General features: G+C 60.6%; 12 protein-coding genes. 5 read left to right on the top strand and 7 right to left on the bottom strand.

The features are described from left to right. Positions 1–470 precede the first annotated feature (470 nt). The gene (locus tag ACVMDN_RS25050; RefSeq protein WP_245311789.1) at positions 471–1,781 is read left to right on the top strand and encodes a patatin-like phospholipase family protein; all 1,311 of its coding nucleotides are present in this window, start codon (positions 471–473) and stop codon (positions 1,779–1,781) included. 68 nt (positions 1,782–1,849) lie between these two features. Here ACVMDN_RS25050 and ACVMDN_RS25055 read toward each other — a convergent pair whose 3' ends face one another. From ACVMDN_RS25055 to nagA, 4 genes are all read right to left on the bottom strand, one after another. Continuing rightward, positions 1,850–5,209, bottom strand: coding sequence for an AAA family ATPase (locus ACVMDN_RS25055; RefSeq protein WP_057020620.1), 3,360 nt, complete (start codon positions 5,207–5,209; stop codon positions 1,850–1,852). A gap of 228 nt (positions 5,210–5,437) precedes the next feature. Continuing rightward, positions 5,438–5,863: a YybH family protein gene (locus tag ACVMDN_RS25060; RefSeq protein WP_057020648.1), complete on the bottom strand. Its 426-nt coding sequence runs from the start codon at positions 5,861–5,863 to the stop codon at positions 5,438–5,440. Between the two features lie 301 nt (positions 5,864–6,164). Then, the gene (locus ACVMDN_RS25065; protein ID WP_156436543.1) at positions 6,165–6,326 is read right to left on the bottom strand and encodes a hypothetical protein; all 162 of its coding nucleotides are present in this window, start codon (positions 6,324–6,326) and stop codon (positions 6,165–6,167) included. Continuing rightward, positions 6,327–7,502, bottom strand: coding sequence for an N-acetylglucosamine-6-phosphate deacetylase (nagA, locus tag ACVMDN_RS25070; RefSeq protein WP_076834254.1), 1,176 nt, complete (start codon positions 7,500–7,502; stop codon positions 6,327–6,329). It lies immediately after the preceding gene. 119 nt (positions 7,503–7,621) lie between these two features. On the opposite strand from nagA, the gene ACVMDN_RS25075 reads away from it, so the two are divergent. From ACVMDN_RS25075 to ACVMDN_RS25090, 4 genes are all read left to right on the top strand, one after another. Beyond that, positions 7,622–8,560 (top strand): BadF/BadG/BcrA/BcrD ATPase family protein, encoded by a 939-nt coding sequence (locus ACVMDN_RS25075; protein WP_141343127.1) that lies wholly within the window; start codon positions 7,622–7,624, stop codon positions 8,558–8,560. Between the two features lie 19 nt (positions 8,561–8,579). Beyond that, complete coding sequence (locus ACVMDN_RS25080; RefSeq protein WP_229159522.1) at positions 8,580–9,536, top strand: N-acetylmuramic acid 6-phosphate etherase; 957 nt, start codon at positions 8,580–8,582, stop codon at positions 9,534–9,536. Positions 9,537–9,547: 11 nt separating this feature from the next. Continuing rightward, positions 9,548–10,546: an SIS domain-containing protein gene (locus ACVMDN_RS25085; protein ID WP_057020624.1), complete on the top strand. Its 999-nt coding sequence runs from the start codon at positions 9,548–9,550 to the stop codon at positions 10,544–10,546. Between the two features lie 72 nt (positions 10,547–10,618). Then, positions 10,619–10,786 (top strand): hypothetical protein, encoded by a 168-nt coding sequence (locus ACVMDN_RS25090; protein WP_156436544.1) that lies wholly within the window; start codon positions 10,619–10,621, stop codon positions 10,784–10,786. 20 nt (positions 10,787–10,806) lie between these two features. Here ACVMDN_RS25090 and tenA read toward each other — a convergent pair whose 3' ends face one another. The 3 genes from tenA to ACVMDN_RS25105 all read right to left on the bottom strand — a co-directional run bounded on the left by tenA (position 10,807) and on the right by ACVMDN_RS25105 (position 13,909). After that, positions 10,807–11,481: a thiaminase II gene (gene tenA / locus ACVMDN_RS25095; protein WP_456835859.1), complete on the bottom strand. Its 675-nt coding sequence runs from the start codon at positions 11,479–11,481 to the stop codon at positions 10,807–10,809. 737 nt (positions 11,482–12,218) lie between these two features. Beyond that, entirely contained in the window at positions 12,219–13,001 is a 783-nt protein-coding gene (locus ACVMDN_RS25100) for a C13 family peptidase (RefSeq protein ID WP_245311791.1), read from the bottom strand. A 140-nt stretch (positions 13,002–13,141) separates the two neighbouring features. Beyond that, positions 13,142–13,909 carry a DeoR/GlpR family DNA-binding transcription regulator gene (locus tag ACVMDN_RS25105; protein ID WP_057020625.1) on the bottom strand — a complete coding sequence of 256 codons (768 nt, stop codon included), beginning with the start codon at positions 13,907–13,909 and terminating at the stop codon, positions 13,142–13,144. Positions 13,910–13,986: the final 77 nt, after the last annotated feature.

Below are 13,986 nucleotides of genomic sequence, written 5' to 3' on the forward strand. Positions count from 1 at the left end.
CCCATCGTATAGAGTGGCCTATAAATCCGACGGCCTCATGTGACTGGTGACTACGTCCGCTTTGCTCCTATAGCGACCAGGTTCGTGCGGCAGCGCAATATGTCGCGATGGGCCAGAAGCGGAAGCCACAATTGGACAACATCTCCCCTACTAACATCGGCGATAAATATCTTCCGTGAATTGGTTCACAAATGGGCGGGCCAGACCGCGATATGCTTGCTCGAGCTCTCGGCCGGCGTGCGCCCAGCGCGATCAGCAGGCTCGAGAAGGCGCCGAACCTCGACGTCCACCGTTCCGTCGCACGTATCGTGTTTCGCAACGCTGCGATCAATGAGTTGTCGAGTTGGATTCAACGGCATTCGGTGCGGCCGAAAGCCCGCGGACCCAGCAAACGACCAGTCTTTTAGTTTTACGCGGTTCAGAAACTTGATCAGAGAATAAGCCATGCAAAAAATTTGATGGAGGAACCAATGGTGAAGAGGGCGATTACGCTCGGCGGTGGTGGTCCGGCGGCAGGGCTGCACATTGGAGTTCTGGAAGCTCTTGCCAACGCAGGTATAACCTTTGACGTGTGGGCATTGTCCTGCATCGGCGCCTGGGTTGGGATCGTCTACAATCAGTTTGACAACGTTGACAATAAAGACAGGGCGAAACAGACCCATCAATTCTTCAAGAATGGCGTGTTTCGAGACGACGAAAGCTATAGGCGCTTTCCCATAAACACGGTGTTCGGCCCGGATTGGGAAAGCATCGGCAAGGCTCTGACCAACTTCGTCGCAGATCCCAATACCTATAAGGATTTGTGGGACCCAAACAGGGTCGCGAATGCCTTCAGGGAATCCATGTCGCTCTGGTTCGCTCAACAGCCCGACACGGACGGCGGGAAGAAGTTCACGAGCCCGGATGAGGGAGACGTAAACAGATGGGTTCTTAATCAGGTGCTGGCCCCAAATCCTTTCGTTCGTTATCTCACGTCAATGATGTATCTGTCCCAAGTCACCGGCCTCTCCAGGATCAACTATCCACACAGCCAGTTTATGAAGAGCATAAATTTCGACGCGCTGGGAAGACCCGAAAAGCCATTCATATTCCACAACGCCTGGAATCTCGATGAGCATAAACTCGCGTTGTTTTCCAACCGGCCGATGCCCAAGAAGGTCGATGAGAACAAGAAGGTCGACGGGAAAGAGTACAAAGTGCCTATCAGCGCATCCAGCTTATGTGCGTGTTCAGCCCTTCCCTTCGTGGAAGAAACCGTAGAGATCGACGGAGTTACCTACTGCGAAGGAGCACTGGTCGATACGGTCAACTTCGAGAGCTTGCTCCAGGAGCATCATAAGCCGGGCGATGAGCTGGACGAGATATGGGTGAGCAGGATCGTCGATTCAAAGCAAGTCCGCAAACCGGAAAACCTTCACGATGCCCTGGCCAATCTCTGCCAATTGTTCGCAGCGACCGTTGGCGAAGATGACGTCAAGCTCTTCAAATACCACGTGCGGTACGACAAGCCAAAATCCGGAGAGCATCCGTGGAAGGGCACAATCGTCGAGATTCATGTGCCGGGGCACATCAGTTTCAAATGGAACCACAGCAACCTGGACAGCGGGAGACAGTTGGGAAGGATCGCTGCTGAACAAGCAATCAAGGCATACTACGAACACGAAAAACGTCCGCCGCATGACGGGCCACATTTCATAAATGAGAATCCTGCGGAAAGCGATGAGGCGGGATGGCGAGAGGTTAAGGAGGCATATCACGAATGTCGAAGGCGGGCTGCGTAACGGCAAGGTAAAGCAGCCTTGAGGCCGACCTGCTGAGCCAAGCTCCAATATCCGCAGTCGAGGCGCAATTACTGCAGTCGGTCGAGTAATGCCTTTGCCTGCTTCAGATCCTGCGTTTCAAGACCCTCGACGAACCAGCCGTAGATGGGCACGAGCTGGTCGAGCGCTTCGCTGGTTCTGCCCTGATCGATCCACAAGTTGGCGAGGTCAACTGCTACTCGAAGTTCAAGGGCCTTGGCGCTCTGACTTTTCGCAGTTGTCAATGCGTGATCGAGCAGTGATCGTGCGTCGGTGCTGGCCTCCGGTGCATCGCGGACGAGCAATACGCGTGCCTTCAATCGATACAGCTCGGCCTCAAATATCCGTTCGCTATTGCGGCCGGTTGTAGCGAGACCCTGCTCAATCAGTTCGAGCGCGGCTTCGCTTTGATGGCTCGACAACAGAGCGGCACTCAGGAGCACATACAGTGCTGTGATGCCAAGCTGATAGCCCGCGCCGCGATATTCGTTCATCGCCGTACGGATTTCCTCAAGCGCGGCGAACGAAGGATCAAGGAAGGTGGCGCTTATCCCCCGGATGGCGCGAGCCAATCCTCGCCACTGCCGGAATCCGAGTTCTTCCGACAAGGCGAGACAACGATCCGCATAACGGTGTGCCTTTCGGAAGTCACCCCGAAGAGCGTGGAGAATGGATGCATAATAGCATCCATAGGCCTGCGAATGCGGATGACTGATGACGTCGGCACGCTGAAGGGCGGCATTTACACGCGCGAGTGCCGTATCAGCACGGCCCTGCAGCCAGAGCGCCCATGACATCAGAGCCAGGTCGGCCACACCCGCATCCTGGCCGGCAGCACGCGCCGCAAATCTATCATGCTCGCTGCTCGCTTCGAACGCTTCGAAGGCCCGTTCGATCACCTCCTGGGCACCTACGAGATTTCCCATGAAAAGGCGTATCATCCCTTGCCCACGCATCGCGTTGAGCAACGTTGGTCGATCACCCCGACCCTCCGCAAGATCGAGCAACACCGAGATCATTTCCTCGGCGACCGGCAACTCGCCGCGAATGACGCTCGCGGTGGTCAACCAAAACATGATTTGTAGTCGCTCGGGGGGATCTCCGAGCCGCTGGCACAGCTCGCGCGCTCGCGCAAAGGTCGCCACCGCCTGGGGCGAGGCCGGCCCCTGGGTGGCAATGAGGCAGGGCCCGAGCGCGTACTGGAAATCAAGCTCCAGCCGGTCTTTAAGCGCACCGTCGGCCAAATGGGCCGAGACCTCAATGCCTTTGCGCAAGTGTGCGATCGCTTCGAGGTTGGCGGAGCGCATGGCCGCTTTCTTGCCTGCCTGGAGCCAATATTCTCCCGCCTTTTCGAACAATCCCGCCTCGGTAAGGTGGAGTGCGAGAGTCTCGGGTTGAGACTCCACAATTTCCGGGAATCGTTGCTCGAAAGCGTTGGCGACGGCGGCATGCAGCGCTGCGCGTCGGCTCTTCAGAAGTCCCGCTTCGGCAGCGTCCCGCACGAGCGCATGCTTGAAGGTGTAGACCGCCCGGGGTATCTCGCCTCGGCAGAATATCAACTCCGCCTGAACCAACTGGGCAAGCGCCTCCTCAAGCCGTTGCCTTGGCAGCTTGGCGACCACGCTCAGCAGTTCGTACGAGAACTCGCGCCCCACAACGGCGCCGATCTGAGCAACTTCCTTCACGGGGGCCAATCGGTCGAGCCTAGCCATCAGCGATGCGTTCAATGTCGTTGGAATCGCCAACGAGGGTAGCGGACCGCTGACCACGTAATGGTCGTCTCGCTCCTGCAGCAAGCCGGTTTCGAGCACCGCCTTGGTCAGTTCCTCGACGAACAGGGGCACGCCGTCGGTGCGAGCGAGGATTTGGTCCAAGACCTCCTCCGGGAGCGTCTTGCCTGCCGTGACGCGCTCGATCAAGGCCGCCCCGTTGCGCCGGTTCAGCCGTGTAAGCGAGACGGTCGTCACATGTGCATGACCAGGCCAGGGCGGCGTGAACTCTGGTCTCGCGGTGATGAGCAGCAGCACTCGGAGTCGTGGTACCTTTTCCAGTGTAATCGTGAGCAGCTCCATCGAAGTCGGGTCCGACCAATGGGCATCCTCAAAGATGATGAACACTGGCTGCCGCGCCGCCAACGCTTCGAGCTGAGCCGAGAATGCCGCCAACGTCATCTCCTTGCGTTTCTGCGGACTGAGCTCGGGCAGCTGGTAGCGGTCACTGACCGGTAGCGACAGAAGGTTTGCTAGAGCCGGCACCACACGATCTGCGTCGGCGCCAGACCGCAACAGCAGAGCTTCAAGCTTGGCAAACTTCTCCGTCGGCGCTTCACCTCTTTCGAAACGGGCAGCACGTTCGAGATTGTCGATGAACGGATACAACGCACTGTTGGTATGGTGCGCCGAGCAGAAATGGCGGACCGTAATGTGTGGTTCGGCTTGGAGCCGTTCTTGAAGCGCCAGCGCGATGTGCGACTTACCGATACCTGGCTCTCCAGTTAGAACCACTACGCAACCTTCGCCCGAAGAGGCGTGCTGCCAGCGCCGCAACAGCAGCTCGATCTCCTCGTCTCGCCCGATCAAGGGCGTCAATCGAGTCCTGTGCTGAGCCTCAAAGCGGCTTTCGACTCCAGTCGTCCCGAGCACCTGCCAGGCAGGTATTGGCTCCGCCCATCCTTTCAGCGCGATCGAGCCAAGATCGCAGTATTCGAAATATCCTTCGGTGAGCTGGCGCGTACTCTCGGAGATCAGCACCGTACCGGGCTCGGCGAACTGCTGCAGACGAGCAGCCAGATTCGGTGTCTCACCGATCACCGCCTGCTCCTTGGCGGCGCCTTCGCCGATCAGATCGCCCACGACGACCATACCGGTAGCGATGCCAACGCGAACCTGCAGCTTGGTGCCGATATCTGTCTGAAGGTTGGCCACGGCATCGACCAGTGACAGCCCCGCACGTGTCGCCTGCTCGGCATCGTCCTCGTGCGCCAGGGGGTAGCCGAAATAGGCAAGCACGCCATCCCCCATGTAGCGCGCGATAACGCCCTCACTCCGGGCGATAACCTCAGCGATGCAGGCGTGATAGTCGCCGATTATCGAGCGCAAGTCCTCCGGGTCCAGCCGGGCCGAAAGTGCGGACGAGCCCACCAGATCGCAAAACATGACCGTGATTTGGCGCCGCTCGGCGCCGTCTCGCGGCGCTGGTTTGGCAGCCGCTTGGTCCGATGCAGCGACATCATCCTCAAGTGCCGCAATCGCGCGCAGCATCTTGCGCCGGTGCCCAAGCAGGACGCCGAGGTCCTTGAGGTCCTGCTCCGTGAGATCGCCGACGACCGAGAGGTCGATAGCGTTCTCTGCGAAACGATCGGCGTACTCTCCCAAACCGATCGATGCCAGCCACTCTGCAATACCTGTCATGGTATACCTATGGCCAATAGGGATAAGGGTAGCACATTGCAGAGACCTGCGAAGGCACATCTGCAAATGGAAGCACCGATCGCGAGACATCTCAGCCAGTTTAACACATTGGCTCCGGCGAAAGCTGGGCGCTGCCAAGCGATGCCATGGGGCCCCGATCGCGCGCGCCTTCGACCGTGCAATAGCCAACTCAACGTAAGCGCGAAGCACAGCTATGAACAGAGATGCCTAGTTGCCGTCGTTCCAGATGTCGGTGGTCAGCTTCCAATCATCGCCGACCTTCTCCCAAACCACGACATACTTTCCAGTCACATCCTTCGGTGTCGGTCCCTTGGTCTTGAGGGCGAACGTCCCAATCTCGCGCGCCGCGGTTGGACCAAGGGGCTTAACGTCAAGGGTTGCGAGCTTCGGATCGCTAACTTGTTCCGCCATGCTTTTCCACATTGCCTCGATGGCTGATCGGCCGTGAACCATCGCGGTACCTGGCGGGAATGCGGTCGCATCCGTGCTGTAGAGTGACGCAACTCCCGAGAAGTCGCCCTTGTTGAACAATTCAATCCATTTCGCATTGATGGCCTCGATCTCGGCTTTTTGAGCTAACGCCGGGGCGGTAAACGAGATCACGAATGCAATCATCAAGGCTATGCTACGCATGATCATCTCCAAATATGTTCGATGCGAATGCAGGGCGGACGTTGACTTGACAAGAACCGGGTGCGTTGAATGAGGTATCCCAGACCGGGTTTGGCGCGCCAGCAATTCCGGGGAATTACCGTCAGCAACATTGACTAACCAGCGCAACGCGCGCCTTATGGTAGCAAGTGACTTCGCGCAATTTCTCACCAATTCTCAAGCCGGATGCTCGGCCAGTGTGAAGCCAATAGCGACGTCGCATCCCCGCTCTGGAATTATGGTGCGCTCGGAGGGCGTTCGCATTTGCTGCGATTGCAACAGCTTACTTGGAAGGATGAAGGGACAAGGCGCATTTTTCCCGGTCAGAGGTGCCTTTCCCACTGCCGTGCAGGTCGGCGAGACTGCGCGCAACCGCGCGAATCTTCGCCGGTGTTTCAAGGCAGGCACCACCGTATTTCTGCACGACGATGGGCTGGTTGCGCATCTAACCTCGCTCGGAAGCCTTGTTCGCCTCGCCCATCGAACCAACACCGCCTATCCATGTACCAATGACCTCAAAGTTCGGATTAAAGGCGACAAGATCCGCGCGGTATCCGGGCGCGATCCGTCCAAGCTCGGACCCAAGGCCTAGAAATGCCGCGGGCGTCCGGGAAGCCATGATAAGAGCATCGACAAGGGAGATTCCGATAAGCGCAACAGCGTTGCGCACCGCCTCGATCATGGTGAGGTGAGCGCCCGCGAGCGTGCCATCCCGGTCAGTCAGGCGATTGTCGTGCAACGTGATCTCCCTTCCCTGTAGCAGGAATTGCCGGTCGCTCGTGCCCGCCAATGGCATGGCATCGGTAACCAGCATCAATCGATCGCGTCCCTTGCAGCGCAAGGCAACACGCAAGCCGACGCGGTCAACGTGGATGCCGTCGCAGATGATCCCTGCAAACAACCGGTCATCTCCCAGCGCGGCGCCCACCAAGCCCGGCTCTCGGGCGTTCAACTGCGACATGGCATTGAACAGATGGGTCACCCCCGAGACACCGCGATCGACCGCCTGCCCGATTTCGGCTGCGGTGGCGTCGCTGTGGCCGGCCGCGATACGCAATCCGGCGCCGATCAATTCATCGATCATGGACGCGGGCACGCATTCCGGGGCCAAGGTCACCATGGAGCGACCGCGGTCCCCGAAGCTTTTGATGGCGGCGAGATCGCGCCGATCGGGCACGCGTATCTCGGCTTCCGGATGAATGCCCTTGCGAGACCTGTTGAGGGCCGGACCTTCCAGATGAAAGCCGAGCACGCCAGGAATTTCGAGGCACGCCTGAGCTGCTACAGCCAATCGTTCGATGACCTCGCTTCGATCGGTGATGAGGGTTGGCAAACAGCCCGTGGTGCCGGCCTTGCGGTGCGCCTCGACGATGCGGCGAACGCCGGCCTCCGTTGGCTGGTCGTTGAGAAGAACGCCGCCGCCTCCGTTCACCTGAACATCGACGAATCCGGGTGCAAGTATCGCATCTCGGGGAAGGTGGATCGAGGCGCGCGCTTCCTCGGTAATGCCTTCGATCCGCCCCTGCGATATTCTGACCAACCCCGGCCCGCGCATGTCGGCACCGTCAAAGATGTGCTGCGCAGCAATCGAGAAAACCACGGAAGACCCAGCTTGGCCCATAAGTGCTGATCCGAGAATGGCAATCACGGACTCGTGAGGCGAGTCCCGTGTTGTACAGGTCCCAATATGTACACAACGGGCTTCAGGGACCCGGAGCTAAATCCTTGCGTTAACTTCTCATGGAAACAAAAGGTACCACCTATCTCGGCATCGATGGGGGCGGAACCCGCTGCCGCGCCCGGATCGAGGACGAAAACGGCAGGGTACTCGGTGAAGCGAGCTCGGGGCCTGCCACGACCCGGATTGGCTTCGACAGGGCCTGGCGGTCCATCATGGAGGCCACCGAAGCGGCGGCCGCACAGTCCGAACTGACGCGCGAGGATTTCGCGCGGATGCACGCCGGAATTGGCCTCGCCGGCATTGGTCGCCGGGGCGCGGAAGCGGCGCTCAAAGAGATCCCGCATCCCTTTGCGTCCGTTATCTTCATCAGCGATGGCCTAGCTGCCTGTGTCGGCGCCCATAGCGGCGCGGACGGGGCCATCGTGGTGGCCGGCACGGGCTCGGTGGGTGTCGGCCTGATTGGCGGCAGCGAGATCCGCATCGCCGGTTACGGCTTCCCAGTCTCGGACGAAGGCAGCGGCGCCGACATTGGCCTGCAGGTCGTTCGACTGGCGCTGCGGGCCGCGGATCGCCGCGGCGAGCTGACACCATTGCTTGCAGAGGTGCTGGGCGCATTCGATCAAGATCCTTATCAGGCCGTGGCGTGGTCTGAAGAAGCCCGGGCCACCGACTACGCCGCGTTCGCGCCGACCGTGATGCGGCATGCCAATCAGGGCGATCCGGTCGGCCGCCGCATTGTCGAACGCGCGGCCGATGCCATTGGCGATCTGCTTGATCTGTTCCTGGCTAAAGGAATTGACCGGCTCGCGCTGGTGGGCGGGCTCGCGGATGCGATTACGCCCTGGCTAACGCCTGACCTGCGCGCTCGCCTGAGGCGTCCTGACGCCGACGCAGCGGCGGGCGCGCTGCTTGTGGTCCGAGGGCGGCTCGACCTGCGCAAGCTGGACCCGCCCAAGAGAGAAACTGACCATGAACAGACTTCGAAGTTCCGCGTTTGATGGTGCTTGGATCACCGATATGGCCACCGAAGAAGTCGATCCCAGATTTACCGACCTTGATGCATGGTCGCTGACGTCAGCGATGGAAGCGATGTGGGAGGGCCAGCTTGCGGCGGTCGCCGCGATCGGCCATGCCCTTCCCGCGATCACTGCGGCAGCCGAAGCGGCCAAGACGGTGCTGGGCGACCGCGGACGCATTGTATATGTCGGCGCGGGCACGTCAGGCCGCGTGGCGGTCCAGGACGGCGCCGAGCTGACGCCGACCTTCGCTTGGCCCCGCGAGCGCGTCCGCTTCGTCGTTGCCGGCGGTGACAGCGCGTTCGTCACCAGCATCGAGGGCGCGGAGGACGATGTCGATGATGCAGTCACGCAGATCAGCGCCGCACGGCTCACGCCGCACGACGTGGTGATTGCGGTAGCCGCCAGCGGCACAACGCCGTTCACGGTCGCGGCGCTGCAGCAGGCAGGGTCTTTCGATGCAGTAACGATTGGTGTCGCCAACAATCCCGGCACCGCACTGCTGGCATTGGCAAAGTTTCCGATCCTGGTCGAGACCGGCCGAGAGCTGATCGCCGGCTCCACGCGGATGAAGGCGGGCACCGCGCAGAAGGTCGTGCTCAACCTGATCTCCTCGGGGATCATGCTGCGCCTTGGCCGGGTATATCGCGGCATGATGGTGAACATGCCGCCGACCAATGCCAAGCTGAAGCGGCGCGCCGAGGCCATGGTGGCGCAAATCGCGCGCTGTAATCCGTCGCACGCGGCACGCTCGCTCGAGCAGGCCGAGGGAGACATCAAGATTGCAGTCCTTCTGGCGCTCGGTGTCGACAGGGTTGATGCGGAGACCGTTCTGGAGAACTGTGACGGCAACCTTCGGCAAGTGTTTGTCGAGCTTGCCAAGAATCGTGACTCGCATCGTGACCGACTCCCAAAGGGAGCGGCGGGACGCGGCCGAGGCGGAGTGGTTGAGCCGTGACGACATCCGCGATGGCGAGCGAAATCGGGGAAAGCGCGGATGTTGTCGCTAACATTGTTCGCGGCCGACCCGCCTTGCGCGACATCGCACAGCGGATTGGGATTGACTCCGCCCCTTTGTGCGTCGTGTGTGGTCGGGGAAGCTCCGGGCATGCCGGGGTTTTCTTGAGATATCTTGTCGAGACGCGGCTTCGCCTTCCCGTTTCAGCAAGTGCTCCCTCGGTGATCACGGCATTTCGCACACCTTTGATGCTCCGCGATGCGCTGTTCATCGTAATCTCGCAATCGGGGCGCAGCCCGGATCTCGTCGCAGCGACCAGGTCGGCACGAGCCTCGGGCGCACGCACGATTGCCATCGTCAATGCGCCGTCGTCGCCGGTGGCTGACGAAGCGGAATTTGTCGTTCCGATCGAAGCCGGCCAAGAACACTCCGTAGCGGCCACGAAGACCGTGATCGGCTCGATGGCCGCCAGTGCCGGACTGGTTGCCGAGCTGGCGCAAGATCGTGCGCTGCGGTCAGCCCTCGACCGGCTGCCCGAGCGCCTGCACCGCGCGCTGGCGCTCGACTGGTCGGAGATTGCCGATGATCTCGTCAAGGCATCAGCCGTGTTTGTGGCGGCTCGGGGCCTGGGCCTGGGCTCGGCGAGGGAGATCGCGCTCAAGCTTTCGGAAATCATGCGCCTGCCCTCCATCGGACTGAGCGCCGCCGAGCTGCAGCATGGGCCACGTGCCGCGTTATCGTCGCGCACGCCAGTTGTCATGATGCGCCTCATGGATGAAACGGCGGCCACGGTGGACGCACTGGCAGAGGAATTGCGCGAGCAAAAGATCGCGCTGCATCTCTGCGGCGGACCGCATGGCTCGCTGCCTTGGTTGGTCGAGGATGACCCCGCCACCGACCCGATCACCATGCTCGTTCCGGCCTACCGGATGATCGAGCAGGCGGCATGCGCGCGCGGATTTGACCCGGATCGTCCCCCTCGCCTGAGCAAGGTTACCGAGACGTTTTGACTGATCGCTGGCTGGCGACCAAAGCGGGAGCGACATCATCAAAACGTAACAAACGCGAGCAGAAGCGACCGAATGCGCGGCAAAGGCGACGAAGCTGATCGCTATTCTGCCGCTCATAACGGTCTGGTTGCAGGTTCGAGTCCTGCCGGACCCACCAAAATCATCAAAGAGAGCCCAATTGAGACCAAATCTGCGGATAGCTTTGCCAACAAATTCGAACCGATGACCTTCAGGTTATAAGCATGACAGTTTCCGAAGCGCTATTCGACACGCTGGCCCGCGCGCCAGCCCATCTCCCAGAAGTCTGCCTCGAGACGAGTAGCTTCCTTGAAGATCGCAATCAGCTCTGCCTCGCGGGCCGGGGTGGCGTGGAGATCAGCGAGACGTTCCAAGTGTGCTCCCGCTTTCGCCGCGACCTCTTGGTATGGCGCACCAGCGTACTCGGCAATCCACACGCGATAGGGGTTCGTCGCAGCGTTCGCATCGGGTTGTGCAGCCAGCCGCTTCGCGATCTCCGCGTACCCGATCACGCATGGGGCCAGCGCCACCTTGAGTGCCAGCAGATCGCCGCGCATTCCAGCATCCAGCACGTAGCGAGTATAGGCTAGCATCTCGGCCGCCGGAGGGGTCTGTTCAAGGTCGCTTGGGGACAGACCCCAACCGGCACAGAGTGTCACATGAAGGTTCATCTCGACATCAAGGATGGCCGAAAGACCGGCCGCTGCTTCACGCATGTCGGCAAGCTTGGGCGATTTGTAGACCGAGAGCGCGTAGGCGCGCGCGAACTCGATGAGGAACAAGTAATCCTGAGCAAGATAATAACGAAATGCCGGTTCGGCGAGCGAGCCGTCTGCCAATCCGTTCGTGAAGGGATGCTCGGTGTAGGCGCGCCACTCAGCAGATGCCTCTGTCTTTAGACGCTCCCAGAAACTCACGTTATGTTTCGCCTGGCTTGTCATGAACCGCTTTGATTACTTCCCATAGCCTGCATTATGAGGCTGACCTTGGCCGGCCGCGGCGATCTGCCGGCACGCTGCCGTATGGAGGTCGCTTGCCGTCGATCGCTGGGCTTGAGTGCGTTCTCACGTTATCACCTACAGAACGCAACGTCCTGGTCCAAGATTCGACTACAGACAATCCGCACCAGTTTCGCGCCAATAACAACTCGCACGAAGGGCGGCGAACGTGGTCGAATTCGACGAAAAGGCAGGAAACTTAACAGCGGCGACGATTGTCCCACCGCTCATAACGGTCTGGTTGCAGGTTCGAGTCCTGCCGGGCCCGCCAATGAGATCAATAGCTTACTTCGTTCCCGTTGCCCGCAGCGCGACGACCGCACCAGAAACCGCACCAGATACGTGCTGTTTTCGTTCACACCAAAGTTCGCAACGGCGTCAGGCAAGCTCACCTGCTAAATGAGTGGACGCGACAGTGCCATCCACGATCCTCGCCTTCGGCCGACGGAGAGGCACCGACAGAAGCAGTCTCTCCCTTTGGCGGTGAAGTCGGCTATCTCCGGCAAAGCGGAAGTCAGCCATAACGCCAATCAAGTCCGCTAAGGGGCCCAGGCTGTGTTGGGCCAGTAGCAGACATGCGGCGCGATGCGGTGACCAGATCAACATGGACGAGGTTGACGGCACCCACCGGCGCCGGCCGCAAACGCGGCCGGTTCTCAAGGACGCGCAATGAGCAACGGCTGCACGTTTGCGCCGCCTGCCATCAGGGGATTCGACGGCTCGAAGCGAGCGCGCAGTTCTCGCTGCTGGACGAGCGAGCGTGCAACGACAAAGGCGTTCTTCAGGCTTCTGGCTTGCCGGAGTGCGACATTGAAAAAGGCGTTGCCGAAGTAGGTCCACTTGGCTTTGTCCCGACAGCCGAACGATGAATGGTCGGCATCGGCCGCGGTGATGACCAACGTATCGGGGTTCGCGAGACGAGGGATAAAGACCCCGGAATAACAGGCAGAGATGACCACCACCTTGTATCGCATGCCGGTCCGCGCCAACATGGCGGCGAGATGGGACGGCGTGAGCGTTTGCGTAAGCCGCCCGGCTTTGATTGCAAGCCCGTCGGGGGAGCCGTGCGAGGTGAGAATCAAGAACAGAACATCATTCTCGGCGTCCATCCCATTGGCCGCCGCCTGCAAGGACTTAGCCAGGCCTTCAATCGTTGCACCTCCGCCTTTCTTCGAATTGAATTGCACGTTGACTGGGCCGCTCCCGAAACGACCCGCTACGACCTGTGCTGCGCCGGTCGCCTCGCTTCTAAACACGCCCTGATCGCCGAAAAGGCCGAACGACACCACGCTCACCTTGCGAGCGTCCTCAACGGCGTGCACCGGCGAAGCCAACGGCGCGACGGTCAAAACAAAAGCGACGAGCGGCGCGCCAAGCCGGCTGATCCAAGAGCCGATCCAAGTGCCGTTCCAAGAACCACTCCAAGACTTGCACGCCATGGCGAACCTCGTTTGGTGATCGCCACCTAGCATATGGCGATTCAAGTTGACGGCATTGCGCCCCGATTCAGCGATTCCTTACCGCAACCCCGCCTCGGTCGATATTTTTCTCCGATCACGCGAAAAATTGCGATGCCGGCTCAGCGAACGCCGGCAACGATCACGCGCGCTCCCGCGTCGGCGAGACGCTTGCACTGCTCCTCAGATGCGCCGACATCAGTCACCAGAGTCCAGCGCGGCGGCAGCGGCGCCCAGGCCATCTGTTCGGCGCGGCCGAGCTTGCTGGCGTCGGCGAGAACGATGACTTCCTTCGACTGCTGCATCATCAGCGACTTCAGTGCGACCTGTTCGAGATCCGCTTCGCACAGGCCACGGCCATTCACCACGCCGTCGGCGCTCACGACGGCGCGGTCCGCGGTCATGCGCCGCAACGCCTCATTGGCGAGCGGCCCCATGGTGCTCATGCTGGTGGTGCGCAGCGCGCCGCCCAACACCACAAGCTCTATGCTCGGAGCCTTGGCGAAGAAGGGCAGCAGCGCAAGATTGTTGGTGATGATGCGCAGCCGCCGATGCTGCAGCAGTCGGCCGAAGGCTGCGACCGTCGAGCCGGCATCGAGAATCAGCGTGTCGCCATCCTCGATCAGATCGATCGCCGCGCGCGCGATCGCCTGCTTCTGTTTGCCCTGAACCGCGAGGCGCTGCTCGAGCGTTGTCTCGTTCGCGTGGGCGGTGAGAATGGCGCCGCCATAGGTGCGGCGCACGGCATTGTTCTTGGAAAGATGCTGCAAGTCGCGCCGCACGGTGGAAGCGGAAACGTCGAAGCGCCGCGCGAGATCGTCGACATCGATCTCTCCCGCGTTCAGTGCTTCCAACAGACGAGCGTGACGCTCCTTGCTGCGCATCGACATCGAACCTCAGCCCGCGGATTCATTGCCGTCAGCCGAGCTCGACCGTATCGGCTTCGCGGCACGGCCGATGGATACCA

This window comes from Bradyrhizobium sp. USDA 4510 (assembly GCF_054059095.1).

What these genes read in the sequence shown, in the direction of transcription:
- nagA (WP_076834254.1), bottom strand. Translation starts at nt 7,502, where the DNA reads ATGGGCCAAGCTGGGTCTTCCGTGGTTTTCTCGATTGCTGCGCAGCAC.
- ACVMDN_RS25075 (WP_141343127.1), top strand. Translation starts at nt 7,622, where the DNA reads ATGGAAACAAAAGGTACCACCTATCTCGGCATCGATGGGGGCGGAACC.
- ACVMDN_RS25090 (WP_156436544.1), top strand. Translation starts at nt 10,619, where the DNA reads ATGCGCGGCAAAGGCGACGAAGCTGATCGCTATTCTGCCGCTCATAAC.
- ACVMDN_RS25050 (WP_245311789.1), top strand. Translation starts at nt 471, where the DNA reads ATGGTGAAGAGGGCGATTACGCTCGGCGGTGGTGGTCCGGCGGCAGGG.
- ACVMDN_RS25065 (WP_156436543.1), bottom strand. Translation starts at nt 6,326, where the DNA reads ATGCGCAACCAGCCCATCGTCGTGCAGAAATACGGTGGTGCCTGCCTT.
- ACVMDN_RS25080 (WP_229159522.1), top strand. Translation starts at nt 8,580, where the DNA reads ATGGCCACCGAAGAAGTCGATCCCAGATTTACCGACCTTGATGCATGG.
- ACVMDN_RS25105 (WP_057020625.1), bottom strand. Translation starts at nt 13,909, where the DNA reads ATGTCGATGCGCAGCAAGGAGCGTCACGCTCGTCTGTTGGAAGCACTG.
- ACVMDN_RS25055 (WP_057020620.1), bottom strand. Translation starts at nt 5,209, where the DNA reads ATGACAGGTATTGCAGAGTGGCTGGCATCGATCGGTTTGGGAGAGTAC.
- ACVMDN_RS25085 (WP_057020624.1), top strand. Translation starts at nt 9,548, where the DNA reads ATGGCGAGCGAAATCGGGGAAAGCGCGGATGTTGTCGCTAACATTGTT.
- ACVMDN_RS25100 (WP_245311791.1), bottom strand. Translation starts at nt 13,001, where the DNA reads ATGGCGTGCAAGTCTTGGAGTGGTTCTTGGAACGGCACTTGGATCGGC.
- ACVMDN_RS25060 (WP_057020648.1), bottom strand. Translation starts at nt 5,863, where the DNA reads ATGCGTAGCATAGCCTTGATGATTGCATTCGTGATCTCGTTTACCGCC.